The organism is Streptomyces sp. NPDC029041, from assembly GCF_040637515.1.
Lineage (GTDB): Bacteria > Actinomycetota > Actinomycetes > Streptomycetales > Streptomycetaceae > Streptomyces.
In genome coordinates this window covers 375,201-400,991 of sequence record NZ_JBEZWO010000008.1, presented here as the reverse complement: position 1 = coordinate 400,991, position 25,791 = coordinate 375,201, and the positions used below count along the sequence as shown (strand labels likewise).

At 72.1% G+C, this 25,791-nt stretch carries 25 protein-coding genes, 1 tRNA gene and 1 pseudogene; 10 read left to right on the top strand and 17 right to left on the bottom strand.

Translation table 11 applies throughout. The annotated features are described in order from the left end of the window. Positions 1-21: 21 nt before the first annotated feature. A complete protein-coding gene (locus AB0F04_RS23135) occupies positions 22-486 on the bottom strand; it encodes a GatB/YqeY domain-containing protein (protein ID WP_362044026.1) in 465 nt (154 codons plus the stop codon). A gap of 133 nt (positions 487-619) precedes the next feature. On the opposite strand from AB0F04_RS23135, the gene AB0F04_RS23130 reads away from it, so the two are divergent. The 3 genes from AB0F04_RS23130 (at position 620) to AB0F04_RS23120 (ending at position 2,559) form a co-directional block, all read left to right on the top strand. Further along, a complete protein-coding gene (locus tag AB0F04_RS23130; RefSeq protein ID WP_362044024.1) occupies positions 620-1,558 on the top strand; it encodes a metallophosphoesterase in 939 nt (312 codons plus the stop codon). A gap of 109 nt (positions 1,559-1,667) precedes the next feature. Then, the gene (locus AB0F04_RS23125) at positions 1,668-2,438 is read left to right on the top strand and encodes a Pr6Pr family membrane protein (protein ID WP_362044022.1); all 771 of its coding nucleotides are present in this window, start codon (positions 1,668-1,670) and stop codon (positions 2,436-2,438) included. A 47-nt stretch (positions 2,439-2,485) separates the two neighbouring features. Continuing rightward, positions 2,486-2,559, top strand: a tRNA-Pro gene (locus AB0F04_RS23120). A gap of 77 nt (positions 2,560-2,636) precedes the next feature. Here the strand turns inward: AB0F04_RS23120 and AB0F04_RS23115 are convergent. The 5 genes and pseudogenes from AB0F04_RS23115 to AB0F04_RS23095 form a co-directional block, all read right to left on the bottom strand. Next, positions 2,637-3,003 (bottom strand): annotated as a pseudogene (locus AB0F04_RS23115) (tyrosine-type recombinase/integrase); the annotation flags it as partial. A gap of 430 nt (positions 3,004-3,433) precedes the next feature. Further along, positions 3,434-4,651 carry an MFS transporter gene (locus tag AB0F04_RS23110; RefSeq protein ID WP_362044020.1) on the bottom strand — a complete coding sequence of 406 codons (1,218 nt, stop codon included), beginning with the start codon at positions 4,649-4,651 and terminating at the stop codon, positions 3,434-3,436. 345 nt (positions 4,652-4,996) lie between these two features. Then, positions 4,997-5,407 (bottom strand): hypothetical protein, encoded by a 411-nt coding sequence (locus tag AB0F04_RS23105; RefSeq protein WP_362044018.1) that lies wholly within the window; start codon positions 5,405-5,407, stop codon positions 4,997-4,999. 64 nt (positions 5,408-5,471) lie between these two features. Continuing rightward, a complete protein-coding gene (locus AB0F04_RS23100; protein WP_362044016.1) occupies positions 5,472-6,179 on the bottom strand; it encodes a TIGR03943 family protein in 708 nt (235 codons plus the stop codon). Then, the gene (locus AB0F04_RS23095) at positions 6,176-7,342 is read right to left on the bottom strand and encodes a permease (RefSeq protein WP_362044014.1); all 1,167 of its coding nucleotides are present in this window, start codon (positions 7,340-7,342) and stop codon (positions 6,176-6,178) included. Before AB0F04_RS23095 ends, AB0F04_RS23100 begins: the two co-directional genes overlap by 4 nt. 149 nt (positions 7,343-7,491) lie before the next feature. On the opposite strand from AB0F04_RS23095, the gene AB0F04_RS23090 reads away from it, so the two are divergent. After that, positions 7,492-9,387, top strand: a complete 1,896-nt coding sequence (locus AB0F04_RS23090; RefSeq protein WP_362044302.1) for an NAD-binding protein — start codon at positions 7,492-7,494, stop codon at positions 9,385-9,387. An 87-nt stretch (positions 9,388-9,474) separates the two neighbouring features. Here the strand turns inward: AB0F04_RS23090 and AB0F04_RS23085 are convergent, their stop codons facing one another. Then, positions 9,475-11,343, bottom strand: coding sequence for a prolyl oligopeptidase family serine peptidase (locus tag AB0F04_RS23085; protein ID WP_362044012.1), 1,869 nt, complete (start codon positions 11,341-11,343; stop codon positions 9,475-9,477). 279 nt (positions 11,344-11,622) lie between these two features. Between AB0F04_RS23085 and AB0F04_RS23080 the strand changes: the two genes are divergently transcribed. Next, complete coding sequence (locus AB0F04_RS23080) at positions 11,623-12,417, top strand: SURF1 family protein (protein ID WP_362044010.1); 795 nt, start codon at positions 11,623-11,625, stop codon at positions 12,415-12,417. 561 nt (positions 12,418-12,978) lie between these two features. On the opposite strand, the gene AB0F04_RS23075 is transcribed toward AB0F04_RS23080, so the two are convergent. The 4 genes from AB0F04_RS23075 to AB0F04_RS23060 form a co-directional block, all read right to left on the bottom strand. After that, positions 12,979-14,022 (bottom strand): hypothetical protein, encoded by a 1,044-nt coding sequence (locus AB0F04_RS23075; protein ID WP_362044008.1) that lies wholly within the window; start codon positions 14,020-14,022, stop codon positions 12,979-12,981. Between the two features lie 116 nt (positions 14,023-14,138). Further along, entirely contained in the window at positions 14,139-14,714 is a 576-nt protein-coding gene (locus AB0F04_RS23070) for a SigE family RNA polymerase sigma factor (RefSeq protein WP_362044300.1), read from the bottom strand. Positions 14,715-15,234: 520 nt separating this feature from the next. Further along, entirely contained in the window at positions 15,235-16,320 is a 1,086-nt protein-coding gene (locus AB0F04_RS23065; protein ID WP_362044006.1) for an aspartate-semialdehyde dehydrogenase, read from the bottom strand. Continuing rightward, positions 16,320-17,597, bottom strand: a complete 1,278-nt coding sequence (locus AB0F04_RS23060) for an aspartate kinase (RefSeq protein ID WP_362044004.1) — start codon at positions 17,595-17,597, stop codon at positions 16,320-16,322. Before AB0F04_RS23060 ends, AB0F04_RS23065 begins: the two co-directional genes overlap by 1 nt. A 235-nt stretch (positions 17,598-17,832) precedes the next feature. Between AB0F04_RS23060 and AB0F04_RS23055 the strand changes: the two genes are divergently transcribed. Both AB0F04_RS23055 and AB0F04_RS23050 read left to right on the top strand, forming a co-directional pair. Next, positions 17,833-18,537, top strand: a complete 705-nt coding sequence (locus AB0F04_RS23055) for a response regulator transcription factor (RefSeq protein ID WP_362044002.1) — start codon at positions 17,833-17,835, stop codon at positions 18,535-18,537. Next, the gene (locus tag AB0F04_RS23050) at positions 18,534-19,892 is read left to right on the top strand and encodes a HAMP domain-containing sensor histidine kinase (protein WP_362044001.1); all 1,359 of its coding nucleotides are present in this window, start codon (positions 18,534-18,536) and stop codon (positions 19,890-19,892) included. Before AB0F04_RS23055 ends, AB0F04_RS23050 begins: the two co-directional genes overlap by 4 nt. Before the next feature lie 6 nt (positions 19,893-19,898). Here AB0F04_RS23050 and AB0F04_RS23045 read toward each other — a convergent pair whose 3' ends face one another. Continuing rightward, complete coding sequence (locus tag AB0F04_RS23045; RefSeq protein WP_362043999.1) at positions 19,899-20,426, bottom strand: SgcJ/EcaC family oxidoreductase; 528 nt, start codon at positions 20,424-20,426, stop codon at positions 19,899-19,901. A gap of 172 nt (positions 20,427-20,598) precedes the next feature. On the opposite strand from AB0F04_RS23045, the gene AB0F04_RS23040 reads away from it, so the two are divergent. Beyond that, on the top strand, positions 20,599-21,435 hold the full coding sequence (locus AB0F04_RS23040; protein WP_362043998.1) for a PhzF family phenazine biosynthesis isomerase: 837 nt from the start codon (positions 20,599-20,601) through the stop codon (positions 21,433-21,435). A 3-nt stretch (positions 21,436-21,438) separates the two neighbouring features. Here the strand turns inward: AB0F04_RS23040 and AB0F04_RS23035 are convergent, their stop codons facing one another. Then, complete coding sequence (locus AB0F04_RS23035) at positions 21,439-21,639, bottom strand: DUF397 domain-containing protein (protein WP_362043996.1); 201 nt, start codon at positions 21,637-21,639, stop codon at positions 21,439-21,441. Further along, positions 21,636-22,451 (bottom strand): helix-turn-helix transcriptional regulator, encoded by an 816-nt coding sequence (locus AB0F04_RS23030; protein WP_362044298.1) that lies wholly within the window; start codon positions 22,449-22,451, stop codon positions 21,636-21,638. The genes AB0F04_RS23035 and AB0F04_RS23030 overlap by 4 nt, the downstream gene beginning before the upstream one ends. Before the next feature lie 84 nt (positions 22,452-22,535). Here AB0F04_RS23030 and AB0F04_RS23025 point away from each other — a divergent pair, with 84 nt between their 5' ends. Beyond that, a complete protein-coding gene (locus AB0F04_RS23025) occupies positions 22,536-22,937 on the top strand; it encodes a hypothetical protein (protein WP_362043994.1) in 402 nt (133 codons plus the stop codon). A gap of 16 nt (positions 22,938-22,953) precedes the next feature. Here AB0F04_RS23025 and AB0F04_RS23020 read toward each other — a convergent pair whose 3' ends face one another. The 3 genes from AB0F04_RS23020 to AB0F04_RS23010 all read right to left on the bottom strand — a co-directional run bounded on the left by AB0F04_RS23020 (position 22,954) and on the right by AB0F04_RS23010 (position 24,641). Beyond that, the gene (locus tag AB0F04_RS23020) at positions 22,954-23,613 is read right to left on the bottom strand and encodes a DUF5063 domain-containing protein (RefSeq protein ID WP_362043992.1); all 660 of its coding nucleotides are present in this window, start codon (positions 23,611-23,613) and stop codon (positions 22,954-22,956) included. After that, positions 23,606-24,205 carry a recombination mediator RecR gene (gene recR, locus AB0F04_RS23015; RefSeq protein ID WP_362043990.1) on the bottom strand — a complete coding sequence of 200 codons (600 nt, stop codon included), beginning with the start codon at positions 24,203-24,205 and terminating at the stop codon, positions 23,606-23,608. Before recR ends, AB0F04_RS23020 begins: the two co-directional genes overlap by 8 nt. A 94-nt stretch (positions 24,206-24,299) precedes the next feature. Further along, positions 24,300-24,641: a YbaB/EbfC family nucleoid-associated protein gene (locus AB0F04_RS23010; protein WP_362043989.1), complete on the bottom strand. Its 342-nt coding sequence runs from the start codon at positions 24,639-24,641 to the stop codon at positions 24,300-24,302. A 275-nt stretch (positions 24,642-24,916) separates the two neighbouring features. Between AB0F04_RS23010 and AB0F04_RS23005 the strand changes: the two genes are divergently transcribed. Further along, the gene (locus tag AB0F04_RS23005; protein ID WP_362043987.1) at positions 24,917-25,675 is read left to right on the top strand and encodes an SLATT domain-containing protein; all 759 of its coding nucleotides are present in this window, start codon (positions 24,917-24,919) and stop codon (positions 25,673-25,675) included. Positions 25,676-25,791: the final 116 nt, after the last annotated feature.

Genomic DNA, 25,791 nt, shown 5'->3' with positions numbered 1-25,791 from the left:
CGGCCTCGTCCGGTCGAACGGTCAGCCGGCCAGCAGCTTCTTCACCGCGGCGGCGACACGGCCGCCCTCGGCCTGCCCGGCCACCTTCGGGTTCACGATCTTCATGACCGCGCCCATGGCCCGCGGCCCCTCGGCACCGGCCGCCTTCGCCTCCTCGACGGCCTGGGCGACGATCTCATGGAGCTGCTCGTCCGACAGCTGCTTCGGCAGGTAGGTGGCGAGGACCTCGCCCTCCGCCTTCTCCCGCTCCGCCTGCTCGGCACGGCCGCCCTGGGCGAAGGCGTCGGCCGCCTCACGGCGCTTCTTCGCCTCCCGGGTGATCACCTTCTGGACCTCGTCGTCGGAGAGCTCGCGCTTCTCCTTGCCCGCGACCTCCTCCTTGGTGATCGCGGCGAGCGTCAGCCGGAGCGTCGAGGAGCGCAGCTCGTCGCGCTCCTTGATCGCAACGTTGAGGTCATCCTGCAGCTTCGACTTGAGCGTGGTCATGCGGTCGATTGTCGCAGGTCCGGGAGGAACGGCGCCCTCGATTTAGGCGGCCGCGGCCGAAGGGCCGGTGCGATCAGGGGATTTCGGGCACCGCCCGGCACGGACCACGGCCGGGGTCTGACACGATGGTCGTATGCGCGCGCGATACGGAGTCCCCCTGGGAATCGCGGCGGCTGGCGCCGCCGGTCTGGTGTACGCGGCGGGCTTCGAGGCCCGCTCCTTCCGCCTCCGCCGGGTCACCGTCCCGGTCCTGCCCCCGGGTATGCGCCCCCTGCGCGTGCTCCAGGTCTCCGACATCCACATGGTCGGCGGCCAGCGCAAGAAGCAGCGCTGGCTGCGGTCCCTGGCGGGCCTGCGCCCCGACTTCGTGATCAACACCGGTGACAACCTCTCCGACCCGGAGGGCGTCCCGGAGGTCCTGGACGCCCTCGGCCCCCTGATGGAGTTCCCCGGGGCGTACGTTTTCGGGTCCAACGACTACTACGGCCCCAAGCTGCGCAACCCCGCCCGCTACCTGCTCGAGAAGGCCCAGGGCCGCCACGGGCTCAACGGCAACGCGCCGGCCGAGGGCGTGGTGCACAACCCGTGGGAGGACCTGCGGGACGGCTTCGACGCGGCGGGCTGGCTCAACCTGACCAACACGCGCGGCGAGCTCAAGCTCGAGGGCGGTTCGGTGGAACTCACGGGCCTGGACGACCCGCACATCAAGCGGGACCGCTACGCGCGGGTGGCGGGCGGCCCGTCCGAGTCGGCCGACTTCTCGATGGGCGTGGTCCACGCCCCCTACCTGCGCAGCCTGGACGCCCTCACGGCCGACGCCTACCCCCTGATCCTGGCCGGCCACACCCATGGCGGCCAGCTGTGCATCCCCTTCTACGGCGCCCTGGTCACCAACTGCGACCTGGACACGGAGCGGGTGAAGGGCCTGTCCACGCACACGGCGGAGGGCCGTACGTCGTACCTGCACGTATCGGCGGGCTGCGGCACGAACCGCTACACCCCCGTACGGTTCGCGTGCCCGCCGGAGGCGACGCTGCTGACGCTGGTGGGGCGCGAGGCCGTGAGGAGCTGAGGCCGGCAGGGGGAGGTGACGGGGCGGGGGCGGCCTCGTCCCGGGTGGACGTAACCCGCACAGCCCCGCCCACATCGCCCCCTATGTCCGTTTCTGTCAGCGTGGGGGCATGACCGCCCCGATACCCCGGGACATCCCGGACCTCCCAGCGATACCGTCCCCGCCGGCACTGAAGCCCGCTCCCGTGCCCGCCACGGCCGTCGTCACGCCGGTCCGCCGCCCCGCTGCCGCGGCCTTCCGCCTGTCGGTCGCCCTCGCGGCGGCCGGGGGCGTGGCCCTGGAACTGCTCCTCGGCGAGCCGACCCGGGCCCTGAGCTACTTCGTGATCCAGAGCAATCTGCTGCTGGCCCTGGTCATGACCCTGTCGGCCCGCCGCGCGTGGACGACCGGCCGTCCCCTGCCGGGCGCCGTCATGGGCGCGACGCTGCTCTACGTCGTGATCGCGGCCTCGGTGCACCACCTGCTCCTGGCGAACGAGGCGAGCCCGTTCTCCCTCACGGGGGACGCCGCCACCCCGACGGGCTGGCAGGCCGTCTCCCATGCGGTCCTGCACACGGTGACCCCGATCGCCGCGGTACTGGACTGGCTCCTGCTCACGTCCCCCGGCCGCCTGCACCTCCGCCAGGCCAGCACCTGGCTGCTCTACCCCATGGCCTACCTGGCCTTCTGCCTCACCCGGGGCGAGCTGCTCCTCCCGGGCACCCCCGACCGCTACCTCTACCCCTTCCTTGACGTCGGCCAGGACGGCTTCAAGCGGGTCCTCGGCAACGCGCTCCTCCTGGGCCTCTCCTTCTACGCCCTGGCCGTCCTCCTCGTGGCCCTCGACCACGCCCGCCCGAACCCCATCCGCCACCGCGGCAAAACCGGATTTCGTCTCTAGCCACCGGTGGGCTAAAGTAAACGTCGTCGCCGCGACAGCAGCGACATCGGGGTGTAGCGCAGCTTGGCAGCGCGCTTCGTTCGGGACGAAGAGGTCGTGGGTTCAAATCCCGCCACCCCGACAGTGAAGTACAAGGTCAGACCCACCTAGGAACGTTCCTAGGTGGGTCTGATTCGTTTTGCGTGTCTATCTGCGTGACTACCGCTCCGAGGCCCGCTTAAGGATGCCGTCCATGACCACGGCACCGGTCTGGATGACGGGCCGGATCTGCTTCCGGTACACCTCCGGTCACGGCCGTACCGGAGTGGCCGACGAGCCGGGAGATCTTCTCCAGCGGGACACCACGGTCGGACAGCAGCGACACGAAGCTGTGCCGCAGCTCCCGAGGCGTCCACTCGTCGACGTTGAGCCCCTGGGCGTCCTTGAGCGCCTGGCGGAAGGCCCGTCGGACATTGGTCGCGTCGAGCGGCTTGCCGACGGCCGAGGAGAAGACCAGCCCGTGTTCCTCCCAGCTGTCGCAAGCGGCGAGCCGCTCCCAACCCTGGTCCTCGAAATGCTGCCACAGGACCCCAGGTCTCGGGCGACGCCTCGGCGCCGATCAGGGGCAGTGGCAGCCAGACCACGTTGGAGAGGATGAGAAGTAAGGTCAGCGAGCCCAGGTGCGACGGAGTTGGTGAACAGTCCCGACGCCGATGCCACGTGCTTCCACGCATGGCGAGCCTCCCCCGAGTTCTGTGCGCATCCGTGGCGCGGGTGCGCATGCCGCGCTCACGCTAATGGCCGTTTGTGGTCGATCCGGAGCGCTTGGGCAGCCCTTACCGAGTAATTGTGAGGATTTTTAGTTTGGTTGAGGGCGTTTCATGCCGCGGTCGAGCCTCGGGGCGCTCAATGCGGGGAGCCTCACCACACGCACGAGCGCCAGGCCCCCGACCGTGTCCTTAAGGTCTTCCGGATCTCCGAGCCGACCGGCCACACGGGCCCCGGCCCGCCGATCCTCACCGCAGAGATTGCGAGGACTCCAGTTGTTCGCTCCGGGCGCCGGGGAGGTCGCTCTCCTTGCCTCGCAGACGCAGGTCGCAGAGGTAGGCCAGGGCCGCTGTGAGTGCGGCCGTGGTGCCGAACGCGGCGAAGGAAGCGGCGGGGCCGCCGTGGTCGAGGACCGTGCCGGCCAGCGGCGAGCCGATCACGTTGCCGACCAGGATCGCACTGGCGTACGTGCCCATGGCCACGCCCTTGCTGTCGTCGGGTGCGAGCCGGCTCACGGCCCCGGCACTGGCCGACAGGGCGGGTGCCACGAGGAGGTTGGCGGGGACGGCGAGCACGCACAGCCAGTACCACTCGGTCGCGAGCCCGATCGGGATGCAGCACACGCCGAGGAGCGCACCGATCGCGAACACCGACGGCGGGCGGCGCAGGCCTCCGTAGAGGAATCCGCCTGCCACCGAAGCGAGGCCTGCGGCCACCAGCAGCAGCCAGCTCCAGTGCAGCTGGCCGGACTTCTGCAGGGTGCCGATGGCGGCGACCTCGAAGCCGATCACCGCGATCGAGGTCGCGACGGTGATGCTCAGTGCGCACACCATCCGCGCGGTCAGCCAGCCGCGCAGCCGGGGCTTGCCGCCGTCCGCGACAGGACCCGCCGCCTTGAGGGGCGGGTCGAGCAGCAGGTACGCCCCGCCTGCGACGAACAACAGTGCGCCCATGGTCAGGAACGCCACCGTGGGCGACGCCAGGGAGGCGAGCAGGATGCCGAAGGACGGGCCCGCCATGTAGGCGACGTCGGTGGTGATCGCCTCGACCGCGTAGGCGGTGTGCCGGTTCTCCTCGGTGACCATGTCGGCCAGGGCCAGGCGGATGACCGTGAAGGCCGGCAGTGTGGTCAGGCCTCCGATGAACGCGGTGGCCACCAGGGCGGGGAACGGCAGGAAGTGGGCCAGCCCCCAGAACAGCGACTGGGCGATCACCAGCAGACCGAAGACCTTGCGCAGACCGAAGCGGTCGAGACCACGGCCCTGCAGAGGGGCTCCCAGGCCCGCCCCGGCCGTCCAGGACGCGGCCACCAGACTGCCCGCCCCGAAGCCGCGGTCCATGTTTCCCACCACGTGCAGGATGAGGACCGAGGAGATCCCGAGGCCCGGCATCTTCGCCAGCAGCCCCACGGCCATGAGGGGGCGGATTCCGGGTTCGGAGAACAGCCGCCTGTAGGCAGAGAACACGTGCACACCTCTTGCGTCACAAAGGGAGAATGCGTAAGCAGCTCCTGATCATCGCCCCTGTCGCCGTCCACCGGCCCCGGATTTCTGAGACCCGTCTCGTACGGAGCGAGAAACGGCGGACCTCGCCACGCGTCAGGTGCCGGGAGCGGCCGGCCGGTCGATGAGCCGCCGCCTGAGAGACGCCGGCCCGCTTCCGCCGCCACCGGCGCGCGGCCTTCGAACGCATCACCCCGGACTGACCGGAGCAGGAGCGGCTCGAGTTCGCCCGTCCGCTGATCGAGTACGTGGACTCCGTGGGCGAGTTGCGGCACGACGGCTCCGCGGAGACGACGCCGGGCGGCCGGTCTAGGAGAGCAGCCCCGTCAGCGTCCCCGCGAGGGTCAGGGCGAGGAACGCCGCCCCCCACGTCATCGCGTGCCGTATCCGGCGGTGCTTGACGCGGGTGGTCCGGGTCAGGAGCTGCGGCGGGGTGTCGGCGGTGGGGGCCGGGTGCGGCGCCCTCGCCAGGCTCAGCAGGACCAGGGACGGGGCGCAGGCCGCGCAGCCGGTCCAGAGCAGGAGCTGGGGGATCGCGGCGTACTGGGCGGGGGTGATGACACCGGCGGTGATCGCGGTGAGGAGGGCGGCCAGGACGGCGCCCAGGGTGGCCAGGGTCAGACCCGCCCGGTGGTCGGCCTTCGCCAGTTCCTCGCGGGCCGCCTCGGGCGGAAGCGGCCGGCCGAGGTCCGCCGTGCGCTCGTCTCGGAGTGTGGTCATGCCTACCCCTCGCTGATCAGCGGTCTTCTCCGAGTACCCCAAAAGGGCTTCTCCACACCGTAGTTCAGGAGTTCCAGGTCTCGTCGTACGGGTCGTGCGGGGTGGGGACCGGCCTCGCGGTCGTCACCCGCAGGTAGGGGATGGGGCCGTTGTTGACCGGGTCCTTGGTGCGGCGGGGGGTGTAGGTGCCCGTGATCTCCAGCCAGGTGTCCGGCCTCAGGACCGGCGGGGTGTTGCCCGTCAGGGCGATCTTGACCGGCTGGGCGTCGGCGGCACAGCAGTTGAGGCCCATGCGGACCAGATAGGGGGCGCCCTCGCGGTCCAGGCTGACGAAGCCGGTGATCTTCAGCTCGCGGTCGTGGAGGGCGCGGCCGTCGTCGTAGATCGCGCGGCCGGCGTAGTCCGCCACGGCCAGCCGCAGCGGCGTGTCGCCGGCGGGCAGGGCCGGGAAGCCGAAGGGTTTCGTCAGCGCCGTACCGGTGTGTGCCGCGCTGTAGGAGCCCAGGGCCGGCGGGGCGACCAGGATCAGCGCGAGGACGGGGAGGGCGAGGAGCCAGGAGACGCGGGGTTCGCGGTGGTGGTCGGGCGCGGGGGTGCTGCGGCGGTCGTACCAGAGGGTGGCCGCCGCCGTGGCGATCAGGACCGCGCCCGCCAGGAGGACCAGGGGGCGCAGGCCCTCCTTGACGTAGCGCAGGTAGAGGTCGGTCGTGCCGGCGTGCAGGAGGGTCGCGCCGAGCAGGAAGAGGAGGGCCGTCTGGGCCTGGCGGTTCACAGCAGGACCGTTCCGGTCAGGGCCGATACGACGACGGCCAGGGCGAAGGTCGCGGGGGCGAAGCGCAGGGCGAAGGCGCGGCCGAAGGTGCCCGCCTGCATCGCGAAGAGCTTCAGGTCGATCATCGGGCCGACGACCAGGAACGTCAGACGGGCCGTCAGGGAGAACTGGGTCAGGGAAGCCGCCACGAACGCGTCCGCCTCCGAGCAGAGGGAGAGCAGGACGGCCAGGGCCGCGAGGACCAGGACCGACAGCACGGGATGGCCGGCCGCGAGGCTCAGCCACTGCACGGGGACGACCGCCTTCAGGGTGGCCGCGGCCATCGCGCCGATCACCAGGAAGCCGCCCGCGTGCGTCACGTCGTGGCGGACCGAGCCCCAGAAGGCCGCTCCCCTGCCCTGCCCCTCGTGCGACGCGCGGGCCGGAGGGCGGAGCCAGTCCGTGCGGCCGAGGCGGTGCCAGAGCCAGCCCATCGAGCAGGCCACCAGCAGGCTCGCGACGAAACGGGCCAGGACCATCTCCGGGTTGCCGGGGAACGCCACGGCCGTCGCCGTCAGCACGATCGGGTTGATGGCGGGCGCCGACAGGAGGAAGGCCAGGGCCGCCGCCGGTGTGACCCCGCGGCGGACCAGGGCGCCGGCCACCGGCACGGACGCGCACTCGCAGCCCGGCAGCACCGCGCCCGCCGCCCCCGCGACCGGCACCGCGAGGGCCGGGTGCTTCGGCAGGGCCCGGGCGAAGAACGACGGCGGCACGAACACCGCGATGGCCGCCGACAGCAGCACCCCGAGCACCAGGAACGGCAGTGCCTGGACCATGACCGCGACGAACACGGTCATCCAGCTCTGCATCACGGGAGCGGACAGGGCGCCGCGGATCGGGCCCTGGAACATCACCGCCGTGAGCAGCAGAAGCGTCAGCAGCAGCGGGGAGTTGAGCTGCGGGGCCTCCTCCGCGCCCGGGGCCGTCTCCTTGCCCGGGCCTGTCTCCTTGCCCGGGTCCGTCTCCTTACCCAGGCCCGTCTGCGTGCCCGGGCCTGTCTCCGTGCCCGGGCCCGTCCCCGTTCCCCGGTCCTCCCCGGCGCCGCCGCGCTCATCGCTGTCCTGCGGGGCTCTGTTCGTGATGGCCACGGGCCCGGTACCTCCGGTGGTGCGCGAGGGCATTCCCCATTCCCTCCCCTTGCGTACGGGCGGCGGCGGCCGGGCGTTCACGCCGCACCGGCCCCTTCTGGAACCGGTCGTCCCGGTGAGGCAGTCTTCTCCTCGTGGGGAGCGTTCCGAACCAAGGTCAGCCGAGTGATCCGGCCACGCACATGATCGTGTGCGGTGACGACGGTCTCGCGCACCGGCTGGCCGCCGAACTCCGCGGCGTCTACGCCGAGCAGGTCACGCTGGTCGTGCCGCCCTCCGGCCGGCGGGTGCGGCAGCCCGTGGTCGGGCGGGCGCGGGCCGTCTCGGCCGCGCTGCTGGACCGGGTCGTGAACGCGGCCGCCAACCGGACCGGCGCGAGCGGCGAACCGGCCGCGAGCGAACAGGTCGTGGAGGCACCGGAGATCACCGAGACGGTGCTCACCGAGGTGGGCGCCGACCGGGCGGCGGCGCTGGCGCTGGTCTTCGACGACGACGAGACCAACATCCGCGCCGCGCTCACGGCCCGCCGGCTCAACCCGCGCATCCGCCTCGTACTGCGGCTCTACAACCGGCGGTTGGGCCAGCACATTGAGGAACTGCTGGACCAGACCGCCGCCGTCGCCGCCGGCGGCGGCGACCAGGGGGCGGGCCTCGACGCGTCGACGACCGTGCTGTCCGACGCCGACACGGCCGCGCCCGCGCTGGCCGCCACCGCTCTCGTCGGCACCAGCAAGGTCGTCCAGACGGAGGGACTGGTGCTGCGCGCGGTGGAACGGCAGCCGCCGCGGCCGGGCGAGGTGGCCGACCCGGGTCTGTGCACCCTGGCGCTGCTGTCCGCGACGAGCAACGACCCGGCCGGCGCGGACGGTTCCGAGGGCAGCGGGGAGCACGGACCGCACCTGCTGCCGGACGAGGCGGCGGTGGCGGCGGCGACCGGGCGCGGGACCGTCGTCCTGGAGCAGGTGTCGTACTCCGGGCCTTCCCTGCCCGCGGGCCGGGGCGGTGTGCCGCCGTTCGCCTCGCTGTTCTCGCGGCGGCTGCGGTGGTCGCTGGCCGGGCTGGTGGGCTGCGTGCTGGCGCTCGCCGTCGCGTTGATGATCGTGACCGACGAACATCCGCTCTACGCCACGTACGTGACGCTGCTCGATCTGTTCGGCATCAACGATCCCGCGTTCCACGAGTCGACGGCGCGGCAGGTGCTGCAACTGCTGTCCGGCCTGGTGGGGTTGCTGCTGCTGCCGGTGCTGCTGGCCGCGGTACTGGAAGCGCTCGGTACGTTCCGCAGCGCGTCCGCGCTGCGCAAGCCGCCCCGGGGGCTCGGCGGGCACGTGGTGCTGCTCGGGCTCGGCAAGATCGGGACGCGCGTGCTGACGCGGCTTCGGGAACTGAACATCCCCGTGGTGTGCGTGGAGTCCGATCCGGACGCGCGGGGGCTGGCCACGGCACGGCGGCTGCGGGTACCGGTGGTGCTCGGCGACGTCACGCAGGAGGGCGTGCTGGAGGCCGCGAAGATCCACCGTGCCCATGCCCTGCTGGCCCTGACCAGCGCGGACACGACGAACCTGGAGGCGTCGCTGTACGCGCGGTCCGTACGGCCCGACCTGCGGGTCGTGCTACGGCTGTACGACGACGACTTCGCGACGGCCGTGTACCGGACGCTGCGGGCCGCGCACCCGTTCGCCCTGACGCGGAGCCGGAGTGTGTCGCATCTGGCCGCGCCCGCCTTCGCCGGGGCGATGATGGGGCGGCAGATCCTGGGGGCGATCCCGGTCGAGCGGCGGGTGCTGCTGTTCGCGGAGGTGGAGGTGGCCGGGCATCCGCAGTTGGAGGGGCGGACGGCCGGCGAGGCGTTCCGGGCCGGGGCCTGGCGGGTGCTGGCGCTCAACACGTCACCTCCCGGGGGCCGTCGGGGAGAGGCCGGCCCTCCGGGCGAGGAGCGGATGCGGGCTTCGGGTCTCGTGTGGGACCTGCCTCCCGCGTATGTGCTGGGGCCCGGGGACCGGGTGGTGCTGGCGGCGACGAGGCGGGGGCTCGCGGAGCTGCTGGGACGCAGACGGCGGGAGCGGTCGGGGGCGTGACGGGGCGCCCCGCGCCCCGAGGGGCGCGGGGAACCGCGCGATCAGCCACGACCCACCCGCAGCAGCCGAACCGCCCCCGCCCCCGGGCTACTGGGCGCCCGGCCCTCCCTTCAGGTACCGCTCCGCGAACTCCAGCTCCAGCCGCACCTGCTTGATCCGCTCGTCCACCACCAGCGACCCGTGCCCGGCGTCGTAGCGGTACACCTCGTGCACCGCGCCCCGCGCCTCCAAGCGCTTGACGTAGTTCTCGATCTGCCGGATCGGGCAGCGGGGGTCGTTGACACCGGCCGAGATGTAGACCGGCGCCTTGACCCGGTCGACGTAGGTGAGGGGGGACGACGCCTCGAAGCGGTCGGGGACCTCCTCCGGCGTGCCGCCCAGAAGCGTGCGGTCCATCGCCTTCAGCGCTTCCATCTCGTCGTGGTAGGCCGTGACGTAGTCGGCGACGGGCACCGCCGCGATGCCCAGGGTCCACGCGTCGGGCTGGACGCCGAGGCCGAGCAGGGTGAGGTAGCCGCCCCAGGAGCCGCCGGTGAGGACGAGGCGCTCGGGGTCGGCGACACCGGAGGCGATGGCCCATTCGCGGACCGCGGCGATGTCCTCCAGTTCGATGAGGCCGACGCGGTGCTTCAGGGCGTCCGTCCAGGCACGGCCGTAGCCGGTGGAGCCGCGGTAGTTGACACGGATCACCGCGTAGCCGTGGTCCACCCAGGCGGCGGGGCCCGCCGCGAAGGAGTCGCTGTCGTGCCAGGTGGGGCCGCCGTGGATGTCGAAGACGGTGGGGAGCGGGCCGGTGGTGCCCGCGGGCCGCTGGAGGAGGGCGTGGATGCGGCCTCCCGGCCCCTCCACCCACACGTCCTCCACCGGCACCGAGCCGGGCGACTTCATGCCGGGCGGGTCGAGCACGACACCGCCGGTGGTGGAGCGGACCGCCGACGGCTCGGCCGACGAGGACCACAGGAACTCCACGCTGCCGTCGGGCCGGGCCGTCGCTCCGGACACCGTGCCCTTCGGGGTCGGGATCTCCGACAGGGTGCGGCCGGCCAGGTCGTAGCGGAACAGCTCGCTGCGGGCCTCGAAGCTGTGCGCGATGAGCAGGCCGCTGCCGTCCGGGTACCACTCGGCGCTGACGTCGCCCGGCAGCTCCAGCGCCAGGTCCGTCTCCTCGCCGGTGGCCACGTCCCACACCAGGGGCTCCCAGCGGCCGCGGCGCTGGTGGCCGATGAGCAGACGCGTGTCACCGTCGACGGGAGCGAAGCCGAGGACCTCCAGGCCCAGCTCCCGGGTGCCGCCCTCGGTGTCGTCGAGGTCGGCGACCGCGGTGCCGTCGGGGCGCAGGACGCGCAGCGCTGAGTGCATCGCGTCGCCGTGCTCGGTGTGCTCGACGGCGATGAGCGAGCCGTCGTGGGAGAGGTCGCCGACGCCGGCCGACTCGCGGTGGCGGTAGATCTCCACCGGGTCCTCGCCGGTGCGCACCAGGTGGATGGTCGTGCCGTCCTCGTCGGTGGAACGGCCCACGACCGCCGTACGCCCGTCCCGGCCGAGGGCGAGGCCCGCGGGGTAGGAGGGCTCCAGGCCCGCGGCGGCCGGCTCGTCCGCGCCGCCCTCGAAGGGCTGGCGGCGCCACACGCCGAACTCGTCGCCGTCCTTGTCGTCGAACCACCAGATCCACGCGCCGTCCGGGGACAGCACGCCGTCCGTCGTGCCGTTGGGCCGGTCCGTCACCTGGCGCTGCTCTCCCGTCGACCGGTCCCAGGCGTACACCTCGTAGGTCCCGGTCGCGTTCGAGACGAACAGGGAGCGGTCCGGCGCGTCCTCCGCCCAGTCGGGCAGGGAGACCCGCGGCGCCCGAAAGCGCTTCTCCCAGTCCGGCATCCGCTCCTGCCGCCCCGCCTGTACCGCTTGCTCGTGCTGGTCCCGCCGGTCGCGTGCGTCGGACCCGTTGCTCTCAGTCATGGCCCCATAGTGCCCGCCCCGGCCGGCAATCCGCTCGCGAGGTCCCCAGCCTGTGGATAACCTCCGTCGGGTTCGGTCTCGCCGCGGCCGACGGGGGCGGCAACCGCTCTCTGCCACGCCTCGGGTGCCGGGGTGGCAACGACGGCCGGCAGGGCGCGGTCCGGGCCGGCGAGAACCGGCCGCGGACGGCTCCCCCGCCGTCCGGAACCGGCCGACGGGCCCGCTTCCTCGCCGACCCCCACGGTACGGGGGCGCCCGGCGCCCCCGTACCGTGGGGGTGTGTACCGGTTTCTGCTGACGCCCCGATGGTGGGGGATCAACGTCTTCGTGCTGTTGTCCATCCCCTTCTGCATCTTCATGGGGTCCTGGCAGCTGAGCCGGTTCGAGGACCGTGTGCGGGACCATCGCACCGCGACCGAGCAGGTCTCCGAAGCCCGGCACGAGGCGCCGCGGCCCCTGAAGGACATGCTGCCGGTGGACAAGGCGACGTCCGGGAAGCTGGTCACCGCGAGCGGGCGGTACGGCAAGCAGCTGCTCGTGCCCGGGCGGGAGCTCGACGGCAAGCAGGGCTTCTACGTGCTGACGCTGCTGCGGACCGACTCGGGTGAGGCGCTGCCGGTCGTGCGGGGATGGCTGCCCGGGGCCGCCGCCACGGCGAAGGTCCCCGCCCCGCCGTCCGGTGAGGTCACGATCACCGGGGCGCTGCAGGCGTCGGAGACGCCCGGGGACAACGGCGTCAGCGCGCAGGGCGGCCTGCCGGCCGGGCAGACCGCGGCGATCAGCGCGGCGTCCCTGGTCAACCTGGTGCCCTACGACGTGTACGACGCGTGGGTCACCCTGTCGAAGGGCGACGCCGGGATGAAGGCGGTGCCGGCTGCCGCGCCGCCGGACTCGGGCCTGGACCTGAAGGCGTTCCAGAACCTCGGCTACACCGCCGAGTGGTTCGCCTTCGTCGGGTTCGTCATCTTCATGTGGTTCCGGTTGCTGCGCCGCGAGACGGAGTTCGCACGGGACGCGGAGCTGGGGCTGGTCGCGGACGAGGAGCCCGTCACCGTGGACGCCGCTGTGAAGTGAGCGGCGCCCTCGCCCTGCCGGGCGGGCCAGCCCGTGACGGGTGAGTCCACAGCCGTGGCGGGCGGGCCCGCAGCCCTGCCGGATGAGCCCACAGCCCTGCCGGGCGGCCCACAGCCCCGCCGGGTAGGCCCGCAGCCCTGCCGTGTGGGTCCGCAGCCCCTCTAGTCCAGAGCCCGCCGGGCGGCCCCCAGCCCCGCCGGGTGAGCCCACAACCCTGCCCTGCGGGTGCGCAGCCCGTCGGGCGGCCCACACCCCCGCCGGGTAAGCCCACAGCCCTGCCGGGTGAGTCCACAGCCCTGCCGGGGGGCCCGCAGCCCCGCCATGTAGGCCCGCAGCCCTGCCGTGTGGGTCCGCGGCCCTCGCAGTCCAGAGCCCGCCGGGCGGCCCCCAGCCCCGCCGGGTGAGCCCACAACCCTGCCCTGCGGGTGCGCAGCCCCGTCGGGCGGCGGCCCCAAACCCGCCGGGTAAGCCCACAGCCCCGCCGGGTGAGTCCACAGACCCGCCTTGTGGGTGCGCAGCCCCGTCGGGCGGTCCGCAGCCCCTGACGGGCTGCGCCCATGCCTACGACCCTGCCAGCACGCCCGTCCAGTACACCGTGCCCGCGCACGCGTTGGACACCGTCACCGAGCTCGCGCCCGAGCCGGTGGCCGGGGTGTACGTCACCGCGACACTGCCGTCGACCGTGCCGTCCTCCCGGACCAGCTGCGGGGCTGTGCCCGTGTCGCCGCCGGTGGAGGTGCCGGCCGTGGTCGTCGGGTCCTCCGACGGGGTCGGGTCCGGGCTGGGGTCGGGGCCGCCGACGCTGCCGCCGGGAGCGGGGCAGGTCTCGGAGGGGACCCAGGCGAACTTCACGTCGTAGCCGATGCCCGGCTGGAGCACCAGCTGGGCGGCCTCCAGGGACGGGTCGGGCAGCAGACCTGCCGCCGCGTCGCCCGCGGTGTGCCGGGCCTGACCGACCTTGTTCACGTCCGCCGCGCCCTGCGGCAGCGCGCTGACCGAGCCGGGACCGGTGACCGTGCAGGCCGCGCCGGAGACGTTGGTGACGCGGAAGGAGCCGGAGACCGCACCGGTGGAGTCGGGGGCGCCCGCGCTTCCGGAGGCGGGTCCGAGCTGGGCCGCGGTGCACGCCGGGATGCCGGCGGCGGCGGTGGAGGAAGGGCCGGTACCGCCCTGGGACGCGCCGGTGGAGGCTCCGCCGGACGCCTTGCCCTTGTCCTTCTCCTTCTTCTCGCCCTTCTCCTTGCCCTCGGTCTTGCCGGAGGAGCCGCCCGCGGTGCTCTCGCCGCCGTCCGGTCCCTTGCCCTGGCCCGCACCGCCCTGGGTCTGAGAGGAGTGGCCGGCGACGGCCGGGTTGGCCTCGGAGCCGGTGGCGTTGGAGACGTGCACGAGGGCGGGGACGGCCGTGCCGATGAAGAGCGCGGCGGCCGCCATGCCGACGACGGCCTGCCGCTTGCGGGCCCGCCGCTGCGGTACCGCCTTGCGCAGGTAGTCCAGGGTGCCGTCGCGCGGTTCCACCTCCTGCACCACCTGGTGCAGCATCGAGCGCAGGTCCAGCTCGTCCGAGTCGAGCCCGTCGGGGCTCTGGTCGTCGGGGCCGTGGTTCACAGTTCCGTTCCCAGCGTGCGATTGCTTCGGATCTTGCCCGTGCAGCCTTGTCGGCTCGTGCCATTCGAAGGGCTCGTGCCGGTCGCGCCCGTCACGGCGCGCCCCGTCTCCGTCACTCATGCCGACGCCTCCATGGCCAGCCGGAGCGCCGCGATACCGCGCGATCCGTAGGCCTTGACGGAGCCGAGGGATATGCCGAGCGTCTCGGCGACCTGCGCCTCGGTCATGTCCGCGAAGTAGCGCAGCACCAGCACCTCGCGCTGGCGGCGCTGCAGCCCCTTCATCGCCTTGATGAGGGAGTCGCGCTCCAGTTGGTCGTAGGCACCTTCCTCGGCGCTGGCCATGTCGGGCATGGGCTTCGACAGCAGCTTCAGGCCGAGTATGCGGCGGCGCAGCGCGGAGCGCGAGAGGTTGACGACGGTCTGGCGCAGGTACGCCAGGGTCTTCTCGGGGTCCCGGACGCGCTTGCGGGCGGAGTGGACACGGATGAACGCCTCCTGGACGACGTCCTCGCAGGAGGCGGTGTCGTCGAGGAGAAGGGCGGCGAGACCCAGCAGCGAGCGGTAGTGCGCCCGGTAGGTCTCGGTGAGGTGGTCGACGGAGGTCCCGGCCGCGACACCGTCCTCAGCGCCGTCACGCTGGTTGGGTATGCGGGTCGGCCGCGCTGCGGGCACGGGCGCGATCACCGGCATGCCACCGGGCGTACCGGCCATGCGGGGTCGGAGGGCCGCCGGGCGGGGCGGTCGAAGGACCGTGCCGCGCGCCGCGCTGAAGTCGAGTACCTCTGCCACGCCTGTTGGACACGCTGACCCCCGTGAGGGTTGTACGTGCCGGGCATCACTTTCACGCCGATCGTCGCCGTTGCCGGTCTACCCGCGTCAGGCAGCACAGTCGATGGTGCGTTCATGGCCCTCATGCGTCCCGCTCTTCCCTTATATCCAAATGTGAACGGACGTCCCCACGCCCGGTTCCAGGCGTCCCCACGCCTGTAAGCGCTCCCACGGCCGAAGGGCGACCGCAAAGACGCTCCCCGCCCTTCGCGCGGTTGCGGAGAGCGGGGAGGTAAATCCTCTGATGCCGAAGCGCCACCGACAAGTGGTCCGGATCATCGATCGGCTCACATGTCGTCCACAGATCCTACAAACCACCTCTGACATCGGCTGAGGGTTCCGGCGCCGCGGAAACTGCGGGAAGCAGCCGGGGGGAGCCCGGTCAGGACAGCTCGGCCGCGACCAGCTCGGCGATCTGGGCGGTGTTGAGCGCGGAGCCCTTGCGCAGGTTGTCCCCGCACACGAACAGTTCGAGCGCCGTGGGGTCGTCCAGCGCACGCCGGACCCGGCCGACCCAGGTGGGGTCGGTGCCGACCACGTCGGCGGGGGTCGGGAACTCCCCGGCCGCCGGGTTGTCGAACAGCACGACGCCGGGCGCTGTGGCGAGGATCTCGCGGGCCTTGTCGACGGTGACCTCGCCCTCGAAGCGGGCGTGCACGGTCACCGAGTGGGTGGTGATCACCGGCACCCGGACACAGGTGACGGCCACGGGCAGGCGGGGCAGTCCGAGGATCTTGCGGGCCTCGTTCCGTACCTTCAGCTCCTCCGACGACCAGCCGTCCTCGCACGCCGTACCGGTCCAGGGCACGACGTTCAGCGCGACCGGCTCGGGGAACGGGCCGGTGTCGTCGCCGACGGCCCGGCGTACGTCGCCGGGGTGCACGCCGAGCTCCGTGCCCGCGACCAGGGACAGCTGCCGGCGCAGGGTCTCCACACCGGCGCGCCCGGCGCCGCTGACGGCCTGGTACGAGGAGGCGACCAGTTCGCGCAGCCCGAACTCGGCGTGCAGCGCGCCCAGGGCCACGATCATGGAGAGCGTCGTGCAGCTGGGGTTGGCGATGATCCCGCGCGGGCGCATCCGCACGGCGTGCGGGTTGACCTCGGGCACGACGAGCGGCACGTCCGGGTCCATCCGGAAGACGCCGGAGTTGTCGACGACGACCGCGCCCTTGGCGGCGGCGACGGGCGCCCACCGCTCGGCGATCTCGTCGGGGACGTCGAACATGGCGACGTCGACCCCGTCGAAGGCCTCCTCGGTGAGCGCGAGGACCTCGGTCTCCTCGCCGCGCACGGTCAGTTTGCGGCCGGCCGAGCGCGGGGAGGCGATCAGCCGGATCTCGCCCCAGACGTCGGCCCGCTGGGACAGGATCCGGAGCATGACCGTGCCGACGGCTCCGGTCGCCCCCACCACGGCAAGCGTCGGACGCCCGGACCGTCCGGTCCGGGCGTCCTGTCGGAGGTCGGCCATCAGCGGCCGGTGCCTCCGTAGACGACGGCCTCGTCGCTGTCGGAGTCGAGCCCGAACGCGGAGTGCACGGCGCGGACGGCCTCGGGTACGTCGTCGGCGCGGGTGACGACCGAGATGCGGATCTCGGAGGTCGAGATCAGCTCGATGTTCACGCCCGCGTCGGACAGGGCCGTGAAGAAGTCGGCCGTGACGCCGGGGTTGGTCTTCATGCCGGCGCCGACGAGGGAGATCTTGCCGATCTGGTCGTCGTAGCGCAGGGAGTCGAAGCCGATGCCGGCCTTGTTCTTCTCCAGCGCGTCGATGGCCTTGCGGCCCTCGGTCTTCGGCAGCGTGAAGGAGATGTCCGTCAGGCCCGTGGAGGCGGCGGACACGTTCTGCACGACCATGTCGATGTTGATCTCGGCGTCGGCGATCGTGCGGAAGATCGAGGCCGCCTCGCCCGGCTTGTCCGGCACGCCGACGACCGTGACCTTGGCCTCGGAGGTGTCGTGCGCGACACCGGAGATGAGAGCCTGCTCCACCTGCTTTTCCCCTTGCGTAATCGGCTCGCTGCTGACCCATGTGCCCTGCAGTCCGCTGAAGCTGGACCGGACGTGGATCGGGATGTTGTACCGGCGGGCGTACTCCACACAGCGGTGGAGCAGCACCTTGGACCCGGAGGCGGCCAGTTCGAGCATGTCCTCGAAGGAGATCCAGTCGATCTTCCGGGCCTTCTTCACCACGCGCGGGTCGGCGGTGAACACGCCGTCGACGTCGGTGTAGATCTCGCACACGTCGGCGTCGAGGGCGGCCGCGAGAGCCACCGCGGTGGTGTCCGAGCCGCCGCGGCCGAGGGTGGTGATGTCCTTGGTGTCCTGGCTGACGCCCTGGAAACCGGCGACGATCGCGATGTTGCCCTCGTCGACCGAGGTCTTGATCCGGCCGGGCGTGACGTCGATGATCCGGGCCTTGTTGTGGACCGAGTCGGTGATGACACCCGCCTGGCTGCCGGTGAACGACTGGGCCTCGTGGCCCAGCTTTTTGATCGCCATGGCCAGCAGGGCCATGGAGATCCGCTCTCCGGCGGTCAGCAGCATGTCGAGCTCGCGCCCGGCAGGCATCGGGGAAACCTGCTCGGCGAGATCGATCAGCTCGTCCGTCGTGTCGCCCATCGCGGAAACCACGGCAACCACCTGGTGGCCGTTCTGCTTCGCTTCCACGATCCGCTTGGCGACGCGCTTGATGCCCTCGGCATCGGCTACGGAGGAGCCTCCGTACTTCTGCACGACAAGGCCCACGTGCGCTCCTCGCTCAATCCGTCTCTATCCGCTCATACGCATTCGTACCGCGGTCGGCTCAGTCTAACGAGCGTCCGAAAAACCCCTCCGCGATATCGCATGGTGAGATCTCGGGCAGCCCGTCCAGATTCGCTCATGCCCATCTGGGCACACGCCACTCGGGAAAGTGCCCGGCGTCACAGTCGCACCCGACTCCACCGGAGATCGCACAACTTTCAAGCACTAGGGTGCGGCTGTGCGCGTACTCCTGGTGGAAGACGATGAACCGGTCGCCGAGTCCCTGCGCCGTGGCCTCCAGCGCTACGGCTTCGAGGTGGAGTGGGTCACCACGGGCGAGGCGGCCCTGCGGCACGAGGGTCCCTACGAGGTCGTCCTGTTGGACCTCGGCCTGCCCGACACCGACGGGCTGGACGTCTGCAGGGCGCTGCGCGAGCGGGGCGACGTCCCGATCATCGTGATCAGCGCCCGCAGCGACGAGACGGACCGGGTGGTCGGCCTGGAGCTCGGCGCGGACGACTACGTCTCCAAGCCGTTCGGCGTCCGGGAGGTCATCGCGCGGATACGGGCCGTCATGCGCCGTACCCGGCCCCGCACCCCCACGGGCACGCCCGACGCCGGCCCCGACCGCTACGGCACCCGCCTGACGATCGACCGCAAGGCCGCCCGGGTGCGCCTGGACGGCGAGGAGGTCGCCCTCGCACCCAAGGAGTACGACCTGCTGGCCTTCCTCACCGAGGAGCCCGGGGCGCTGATGTCGCGCGAGCAGATCATGGAAGCGGTCTGGGACGCCAACTGGTTCGGCCCGACGAAGACCCTGGACGTGCACGTGGCGGCGCTGCGGCGCAAGCTCGCCGGGGCGATCACCATCGAGGCGGTGCGCGGGGTCGGCTTCCGGCTGGAGATCGCGAAGGACGCGGGTGAGGACGGAACCGCCTCATGATCCGTCAGCTCGTCCGCAGCTACGTGCTGCTCGTCGCGGTCGCCATCGCGCTGTTCACCGTGCCGGTGGCGTTCACGCTCACGGACCAGCTGCGCGACGACACCAAGGCGGCCGTCACCCGTGAGGCCGACGCCATGGCCCTGCTGCTCGGCGACGGCCGCGCCGCCTCCTGCCGGGCCCTGGAGGAGATGGCCAGGGCCTACGACGACGAGATCCAGGTGACCCGCACGGCGGACTGCGCGGCGGACCTTCCGCGACCCACCCCGGACGCGGCCCTGGCGAGGGCCCTGGAGGACGGCACCCCCACGACGGACTGGGGCTCCTCCTTCATCTGGGGCCCCGAGCTGGTGATCACCGTGCCCGCCCGGGCGGCCGGCACGGACCGGGTCGTCGGCGCCGTACGCATCGTGTACTCGACCGGCGAGATGACCGGCCGGCTGTGGCGGATCTGGGGCTTCCGGGCGGTCCTCGCCGTGCTGGTCCTGGGCGTGGCCGCCCTGCTCGGCGTGGCCGTGGCCCGGCGCCTCACCCGGCCGCTGCGCCAGCTCAACGACATGGCCAGCAAGTTCAGCGACGGCGACCTGACCGCCCGCTCCCCCGTGACGGGCCCGCCCGAGACCCAGACCCTGGCGCGCACCCTCAACCAGGGCGCCGAACGCCTGGACACCCTCATCGCGGCCCAGCGCATCTTCGTCGCGGACGCCTCCCACCAGCTGCGCACCCCGCTCACGGCGCTGCGGCTGTCCCTGGACAACATCGCCGACGGCGTGGACGACGAGTTCGTGCGGGAGGACGTGGAGCAGGCGACGGCGGAGGTCGTCCGGATGAGCCGGCTGGTCAGCGGGCTGCTGGTACTGGCCCGGGCCGAGGCGAAGGTGACGGCGGCCGAGCCGCTCCCGCTGCTGGACATCGTGCGGGAGCGGCTCGCCGTGTGGAGGCCGGCCGCCGACGAACGCGGTGTCGCCATCGCGCTCAGGGGGAGTACCGACGGCCGGCCGTCTGTGCTGTCCAGTCCCGGTCATCTGGACCAGATGCTGGACAACGTGCTCTCCAACGCCCTGGAGGTTTCGCCCGACGGCGGGACGATCACCGTGCGGGTGGAACCCCTGGGCGATGTCGTGGAGGTACGGATCCTGGACGAGGGTCCCGGCATGTCGGACGCCGAGAAGTCCCGCGCCTTCGACCGGTTCTGGCGCGGCCAGGGCCTGACCGGGAAGTCGGGCTCCGGCCTCGGTCTCGCCGTCGTCCGGCAGCTCGTGACGGACGACGGCGGGACGGCGGCGCTGACGGACGCCCCGGGCGGGGGCCTGTGCGTGACGATCACGCTCCGGGCGTCCCCACGGGGCGGCGGCTGACCGGGCTCAGCCCTGCGGCATCTTCGAGGAGTGGTGGTTCACGATCAGCCACTTCCCGTTCGGCTGCTTCTCGTAGGCGTAGGTGTAGCGGGCCTTGACGGTGCTCTTCTCGCCCGTGGCGTGGTCGGTGAACGCGAACTCGTAGACGCCGGTGTCGATGACGGTGTCGCGGTCGAGGACGTTGACGACGGACTCGACCTTGGTCCCATGGGGCTTGTTCCGCAGGAAGTGCTCGAAGTAGTCGACGATCGCGGCTCTGTCGGTGCGGACCTGGTTGGAGACGGTCGGCAGCAGGACCGCGTCCTTCGCGTACAGGTCCGCGACCTTCTTCGGATCGCCGGTCTGCAGGGCGGCGTTCCAGGCGTCGAACAGTCCGAGCACCTGCGCCTTGGTCGCCGGCTTGGCGTGCCTGTCGCCCTTGCCCTGCGCGTCCGCTCCGGCGACCCCGGTTCCGAGGGCGAAGGTGCCGGCGGCCAGGACTGCGGTGGCGGTGGTGAGGGCGGCTATGTGCCGGCGGGCGGGGCGGCGGTCCATGACGTCTCCTGAGGGATCGAGGGGAGTCTGCTTCCCTCCGCGTTCTCCGCGGTGGAAGTGACTCCAGCCTCGCGTCCCACGGGCCAGGGCCCGTGCAGCCCGCGTACAGGGGACGTACAAGAGGCATCCAAATCACGCGGCGTGAACGGGGATCGGGCGCTACGGTCGGCGCATGGAGACCTTGCGCTACGTGGCGTTCAGCACGGATCCCGAGGGCGGCAACCCCGCGGGGGTGGTGCTCGACGCGAGCGGCGCCGACGACGCGGCGATGCTGGCGACGGCGGCCGAAGTCGGCTACTCGGAGACGGCGTTCGTCGTGGACTCCGGCGACGGGCCCTTGGACGTGCGCTACTTCAGCCCGCTCGCCGAGGTGCCGTTCTGCGGCCACGCGACGATCGCCACGGCGGTGGCGCACGCGGAGCGGCACGGCACCGGACGGCTGTCGCTGCGCACCCCGGCCGGCCCGGTCAGCGTGAGCACCGACCGGGCGGCGGACGGCAGCCTCGTGGCGACCCTGGTCAGCGTCGCGCCGCGCAGCGTCCCGCTCGAGGAGGGCGACCTCGCCGAACTGCTGGCGATCCTGGGCTGGGCCGCCGATGACCTGGACCCGGCGCTGCCGCCCCGGGTGGCCTTCGCCGGGGCCTGGCACCCGGTCATCGCCGCCGCGAGCCGCGAGCGGCTGGCGGACCTGGACTACGACATGGCCGCGCTGGCCGCCCTCATGGCACGCCGGGACTGGACCACGATCGACCTGGTCTGGCGGGAGTCCCCCACCGTCTTCCACGCCCGCAACCCCTTCCCGCCCGGCGGCGTGGTGGAGGACCCGGCGACGGGGGCGGCTGCGGCCGCGTTCGGCGGCTACCTGCGCGAGTTCGGCCTGGTACCGACCCCGGCGACCCTGACGGTCCACCAGGGCGCGGACCTGGGACGCCCGAGCACGATCACGGTGACGGTACCGGCGGAACCGGACACGGGCATCGGCGTGACGGGGACGGCCGTACGGATCTGATCCTCAGCGGCTCAGCCGGCTACGGCGCAACGGCCGGACCGCCGAGACGAAGGCCGCCCAGGCGGGCGCGGTGACGTGGAGCTGTGGGCCGCCGGGGGTCTTGGAGTCGCGGATGTGGATGGGGGTGGACACGGCGACTTCGACGCAGTTGCCGCCCTCGGAGTCGCTGTAGCTCGACTTGATCCAGCGCAGCTGGTCCTTCATGACTGATCCACCATCCGCTCGATGAAATGGGCCGACTCAGTGGGATCGAGAGCCTGCGTGCGGATCATGCTAAGCCGCTCCGCCGCGAGGCGGACAACCCCCGGATCAGCCGAGAACTCACTCACCAACGGCCCTTCCGCGAAGGCGAACCGCTCATGGTCGCGCGTCTCCAGGAGCACCATGGGTCCCATCAGGGCGGTGGGAACGGTCCCTGCGAACGGCAGCACCTGGAGCACGACGTTGCGCAGCCTGGACACCTCCAGCAGGTGACTCAGCTGCCCCACGTCAACCAGCGGATTGCGCAGTGCGGCCTCGTAGACGACGAAGCAGAAGGCGACTGGCGGTTTCCCTTCGGTCAGGAGCACCTGCCGTGCCAAGCGTGCGGCAATCCGTTCCTCCACCGTGTCGTCGTCCAGGGGCGGGACATGGTTCTCGATGAGGGCACCTGCGTAGTGCCGCGTCTGCAAGAGACCCGGCACATAGGTGACTTCGTAGGACCAGTGACTGATCGCGTCCCGCTCCCTCTCCATGAAGTCCTGCGCCCGCGCCGGGAACCTCTCCCTCTGCAGGTACTCCTTGGCCGCGCTCAGCAGCCCCTCCGCCCGGCACAGCTCGTCAGCCGCGTCGAGGACCCGGGGCGTCGGCATGCGGACGCCCTGTTCCATGGACTTGATCGTGTCCGGGGAGTAGTTGGCGGCGACGGCCAGTTCCTCACGGCTGACGTTCGCCTTCGTGCGCCAGCGCTTCAGCTGGTTGCCGCTGTAGCGCCAGGCGACCGGCGGCTGGGAATTGGAGTTGTACTGGCCCGGCACAGCGCCCACCTCCGACGGTTACATCAGCGTGTGTACCACCACAGTCGCTACCGACCGTAGCCGAGCGGGCAGCACAGTGTGGCCATGACGAACGCGATTCACCGCCCCGAGTGGGTTCCGGTGGCAGATCATCAACTCCACGTGGCGGGCGTGCACTTCGACGCGGTGCGGGTCGAGGGCGTGCGGGGGGAGCTGGTCGCCGAGTGGCTGGCCGAGGTGTCGGACGGGGACGCGGGGCCGATCGTGTGCGAGGCGAGCGGGCCGCGGTGGGTGTACTTCCTGCTCGCCCCCGGCGCGGTACGGGGGCGCGACTGGCCGCTCGGCGTGCAGCGGTTGGGCGGCCGGGACCCGCGTACGGTCACGGTCACGTACATCGGGATCCCGGCCCTCGAGGGAAACACCTGGCCGCTCAGGTGGTACAGCGAGCCGACGCCGACCGCTCCCTACGTCGACGGGGAGGCCCTGGCCACCGCCTTGGGCAGGTGAGGGGAACCGGAGTCGACTACGTGGCCGGGCGGATGCCCAGGGGGCCCGCGATCTCCTCCGCCATCACGCGGCCCGCCTCGATCTCCAGTGTGTCGTCGCCCATGCCCTGGTCGGTGTCCAGGCCGTCGAGTTCGGCGAGGGGCTGGTTGAGGCGGACGTGGGCGAGCACCGACTGCAGGGCCCGCAGGCTCGCGGAGGCGGTGGAGCCCCAGTTGGAGAAGTAGGAGAACTGCCACCACCACAGGGCCTCGGTGGTGCGGCCCGCCCGGTAGTGGGACATGCCGTGGCGCAGGTCCGTGATGACGTCCGTGAGGTCGTCGGAGATACGGGCCGGAACCGGGGCCTTGCGGGGCTCGTAGGGGTCGAAGACCTCGGAGTAGACGTCGATCGGGTCCAGCAGGCGGGCCAGGTTCTCGCGGAGCTCGTCGACGTCCGCCTCGGGGCCCGAGTCGGGTTCGTAGCGTTCGTCGGGCACGATGTCCTCGTGCGCGCCGAGGCGGCCGCCGGCCAGGAGGAGCTGGGAAACCTCCAGGAGGAGGAAGGGCACGGCCGATTCCGGCTCGTCGCCCTTGGCGACCTCCGTGACGGCGACCAGGAAGCTCTCGATCTGGTCCGCGATCTGGACCGCGAAATCGTCCGGGTTCTGGCCGGTCGCGTGCAGCGTGGCGTCAGACATCTAGGAGTCGTCTCCCCTCGAAGGCGCGTCCGAGAGTGACCTCGTCCGCGTATTCCAGGTCCCCACCCACCGGGAGGCCGCTGGCCAGGCGGGTGACCTTCAGGCCCATGGGCTTGATCATGCGGGCGAGGTACGTCGCCGTCGCCTCGCCCTCCAGGTTCGGGTCCGTGGCGAGGATGAGCTCGGTGACCGTCCCGTCCGCGAGGCGGGCCAGGAGTTCCCTGATGCGCAGGTCGTCGGGGCCCACCCCGTCGATCGGGCTGATCGCGCCGCCCAGGACGTGGTAGCGGCCCCGGAACTCACGCGTGCGCTCGATCGCCACGACGTCCTTCGGCTCCTCGACCACACAGATGACGGCAGGCTCGCGGCGGGTGTCGCGGCAGATGTTGCACAGCTCCTCCTGCGCGACGTTGCCGCAGGTCGCGCAGAAGCGGACCTTCGCCTTGACCTCCATCAGGGCCTGTGCGAGACGCCGTACGTCCGTCGGCTCGGCCTGGAGAATGTGGAAGGCGATCCGCTGGGCGCTCTTCGGACCGACGCCGGGCAGCCGCCCCAGCTCGTCGATCAGGTCCTGGACCACGCCTTCGTACAACGGACTGCCCTTCCTGGGTCTTCGGGGTCGGTGCGTACCGTCCCGTACGTACCGTAGTTGTCTGCCGCCTGTCGGAGGAAGGCGGTGCGCCGGGTCAGAACGGCAGGCCGGGGATACCGCCGCCGCCCAGGCCCTGTGCGAGCGGTCCGAGCTTTTCCTGCTGGAGCGTCTGCGCGTTCTCGTTGGCCGCCTGCACGGCCGCCACGACCAGGTCGGCGAGGGTCTCGGTGTCCTCCGGGTCCACCGCCTTCGGGTCGATCTTCAGGGCGCGCAGCTCGCCGGCGCCGGTGACGGTGGCCGTCACCAGACCGCCGCCCGCCTGCCCGTCGACCTCCGTCTGCGCCAGTTCCTCCTGCGCCTGTGCCAGGTCCTGTTGCATCTTCTGGGCCTGCTGGAGCAGCTGCTGCATATTGGGCTGGCCACCACCGGGGATCACGATCAGCTCCTTGCTCGGTACGGGTTTTCCCGTTCGGCACGAGCCTACGTGGTCGGGGCTGCCGTCGCCGCAACACTCTTTCGAGTGAGTCCCCCTCGCGCCCTATACCTGATCAAGGAATACTTCCGGGCGGAAAAGAGGCGAAAGCTACGTCTTCGCCACCCATTGGGGGGTAGGAAGGGTCGGGCGCGTTCCGGATGCGGCTTTCGTCCATCGCGCAGCGTGATCGGTGGGTGAACCGTACGTGGTCATTCGTGGTCAGTGAGGAGTGCCGGGTGGGTCAGCCGGAGATGCAGCCCGAGGGGCCGCCTCAGGACGGGCGGGGCGAGCAGGCGGCGGCCGGGCTGCGGCCGGGCGATCTGACCGGGCGGGTCTTCCCGCTCGGGGACTGGGGCGAGCCGGCGGTCCGGCTGGACGACCTGTACCGGTGGGTGGAGCGCGGGGCCCTGCGGACGGCGGCCTGGTACCTCGCCGACCGGGTGTGGAAGCGGCGGTGCGCGCGGGTGCTGCGCTGCGGGGCCGCGTCCGGGGCGGTCACCGGGGTCGCGCTGCCGCTGCTGGATCTGACCGGGGTCGCGGGCGGGGTCGCGCCCTGGGGGTGCCTGGCGCTGCTGTTGGGGGTGGCGTGCGTGGCCGTCGACCGGTACTTCGGGGTGACGTCCGGCTGGATGCGGGACGTGGCCACCGCGCAGGCCGTGCAGCGGCGGCTGCAGGCCCTGCAGTTCGACTGGGCGGCCGAGAGCGTGCGGGAGGTGCTGGGCCCGGCCGAGGGGACGGCCGGGGAGGCCGCCGAGCGGTGCCTCGGGGTGCTGCGGAGGTTCTCCGAGGACCTGACGGAGCTGGTCCGGGTGGAGACGGCGGACTGGATGGGGGAGTTCCGGGCGGGGGCCGCCGCACCGGCGGGGTTGCAGGCGGTGGTGTTCCCGGCGCCGGGACGCGGGGCCGAGGCGGGGGTGAACGGACGCTTCACGGTGCCCCCGCACGGCGGCACCCGGCCGAACATGCCCCGCCAGCGCCCGCCCGAGCCGAGGTGAGAGGCCTCGGCCCGGCCCGCTCTGGCCGCCGGCCCGAAGACGCATGAGGTCCGACGCGGCGGTGGCCGACGGGCGTTCACCGCCGGCCGGCCCCCGGCGAGGTGACCGGGAACGTC

Excerpts from the sequence above, each read along its gene's own strand:
- AB0F04_RS23135 (WP_362044026.1), bottom strand. The coding sequence starts at position 486 with ATGACCACGCTCAAGTCGAAGCTGCAGGATGACCTCAACGTTGCGATC.
- AB0F04_RS23130 (WP_362044024.1), top strand. The coding sequence starts at position 620 with ATGCGCGCGCGATACGGAGTCCCCCTGGGAATCGCGGCGGCTGGCGCC.
- AB0F04_RS23125 (WP_362044022.1), top strand. The coding sequence starts at position 1,668 with ATGACCGCCCCGATACCCCGGGACATCCCGGACCTCCCAGCGATACCG.
- AB0F04_RS23105 (WP_362044018.1), bottom strand. The coding sequence starts at position 5,407 with ATGACCACACTCCGAGACGAGCGCACGGCGGACCTCGGCCGGCCGCTT.
- AB0F04_RS23095 (WP_362044014.1), bottom strand. The coding sequence starts at position 7,342 with ATGCCCTCGCGCACCACCGGAGGTACCGGGCCCGTGGCCATCACGAAC.
- AB0F04_RS23090 (WP_362044302.1), top strand. The coding sequence starts at position 7,492 with ATGATCGTGTGCGGTGACGACGGTCTCGCGCACCGGCTGGCCGCCGAA.
- AB0F04_RS23085 (WP_362044012.1), bottom strand. The coding sequence starts at position 11,343 with ATGACTGAGAGCAACGGGTCCGACGCACGCGACCGGCGGGACCAGCAC.
- AB0F04_RS23070 (WP_362044300.1), bottom strand. The coding sequence starts at position 14,714 with ATGCCGGTGATCGCGCCCGTGCCCGCAGCGCGGCCGACCCGCATACCC.
- AB0F04_RS23065 (WP_362044006.1), bottom strand. The coding sequence starts at position 16,320 with ATGGCCGACCTCCGACAGGACGCCCGGACCGGACGGTCCGGGCGTCCG.
- AB0F04_RS23050 (WP_362044001.1), top strand. The coding sequence starts at position 18,534 with ATGATCCGTCAGCTCGTCCGCAGCTACGTGCTGCTCGTCGCGGTCGCC.
- AB0F04_RS23045 (WP_362043999.1), bottom strand. The coding sequence starts at position 20,426 with ATGGACCGCCGCCCCGCCCGCCGGCACATAGCCGCCCTCACCACCGCC.
- AB0F04_RS23040 (WP_362043998.1), top strand. The coding sequence starts at position 20,599 with ATGGAGACCTTGCGCTACGTGGCGTTCAGCACGGATCCCGAGGGCGGC.
- AB0F04_RS23035 (WP_362043996.1), bottom strand. The coding sequence starts at position 21,639 with ATGAAGGACCAGCTGCGCTGGATCAAGTCGAGCTACAGCGACTCCGAG.
- AB0F04_RS23025 (WP_362043994.1), top strand. The coding sequence starts at position 22,536 with ATGACGAACGCGATTCACCGCCCCGAGTGGGTTCCGGTGGCAGATCAT.
- AB0F04_RS23020 (WP_362043992.1), bottom strand. The coding sequence starts at position 23,613 with ATGTCTGACGCCACGCTGCACGCGACCGGCCAGAACCCGGACGATTTC.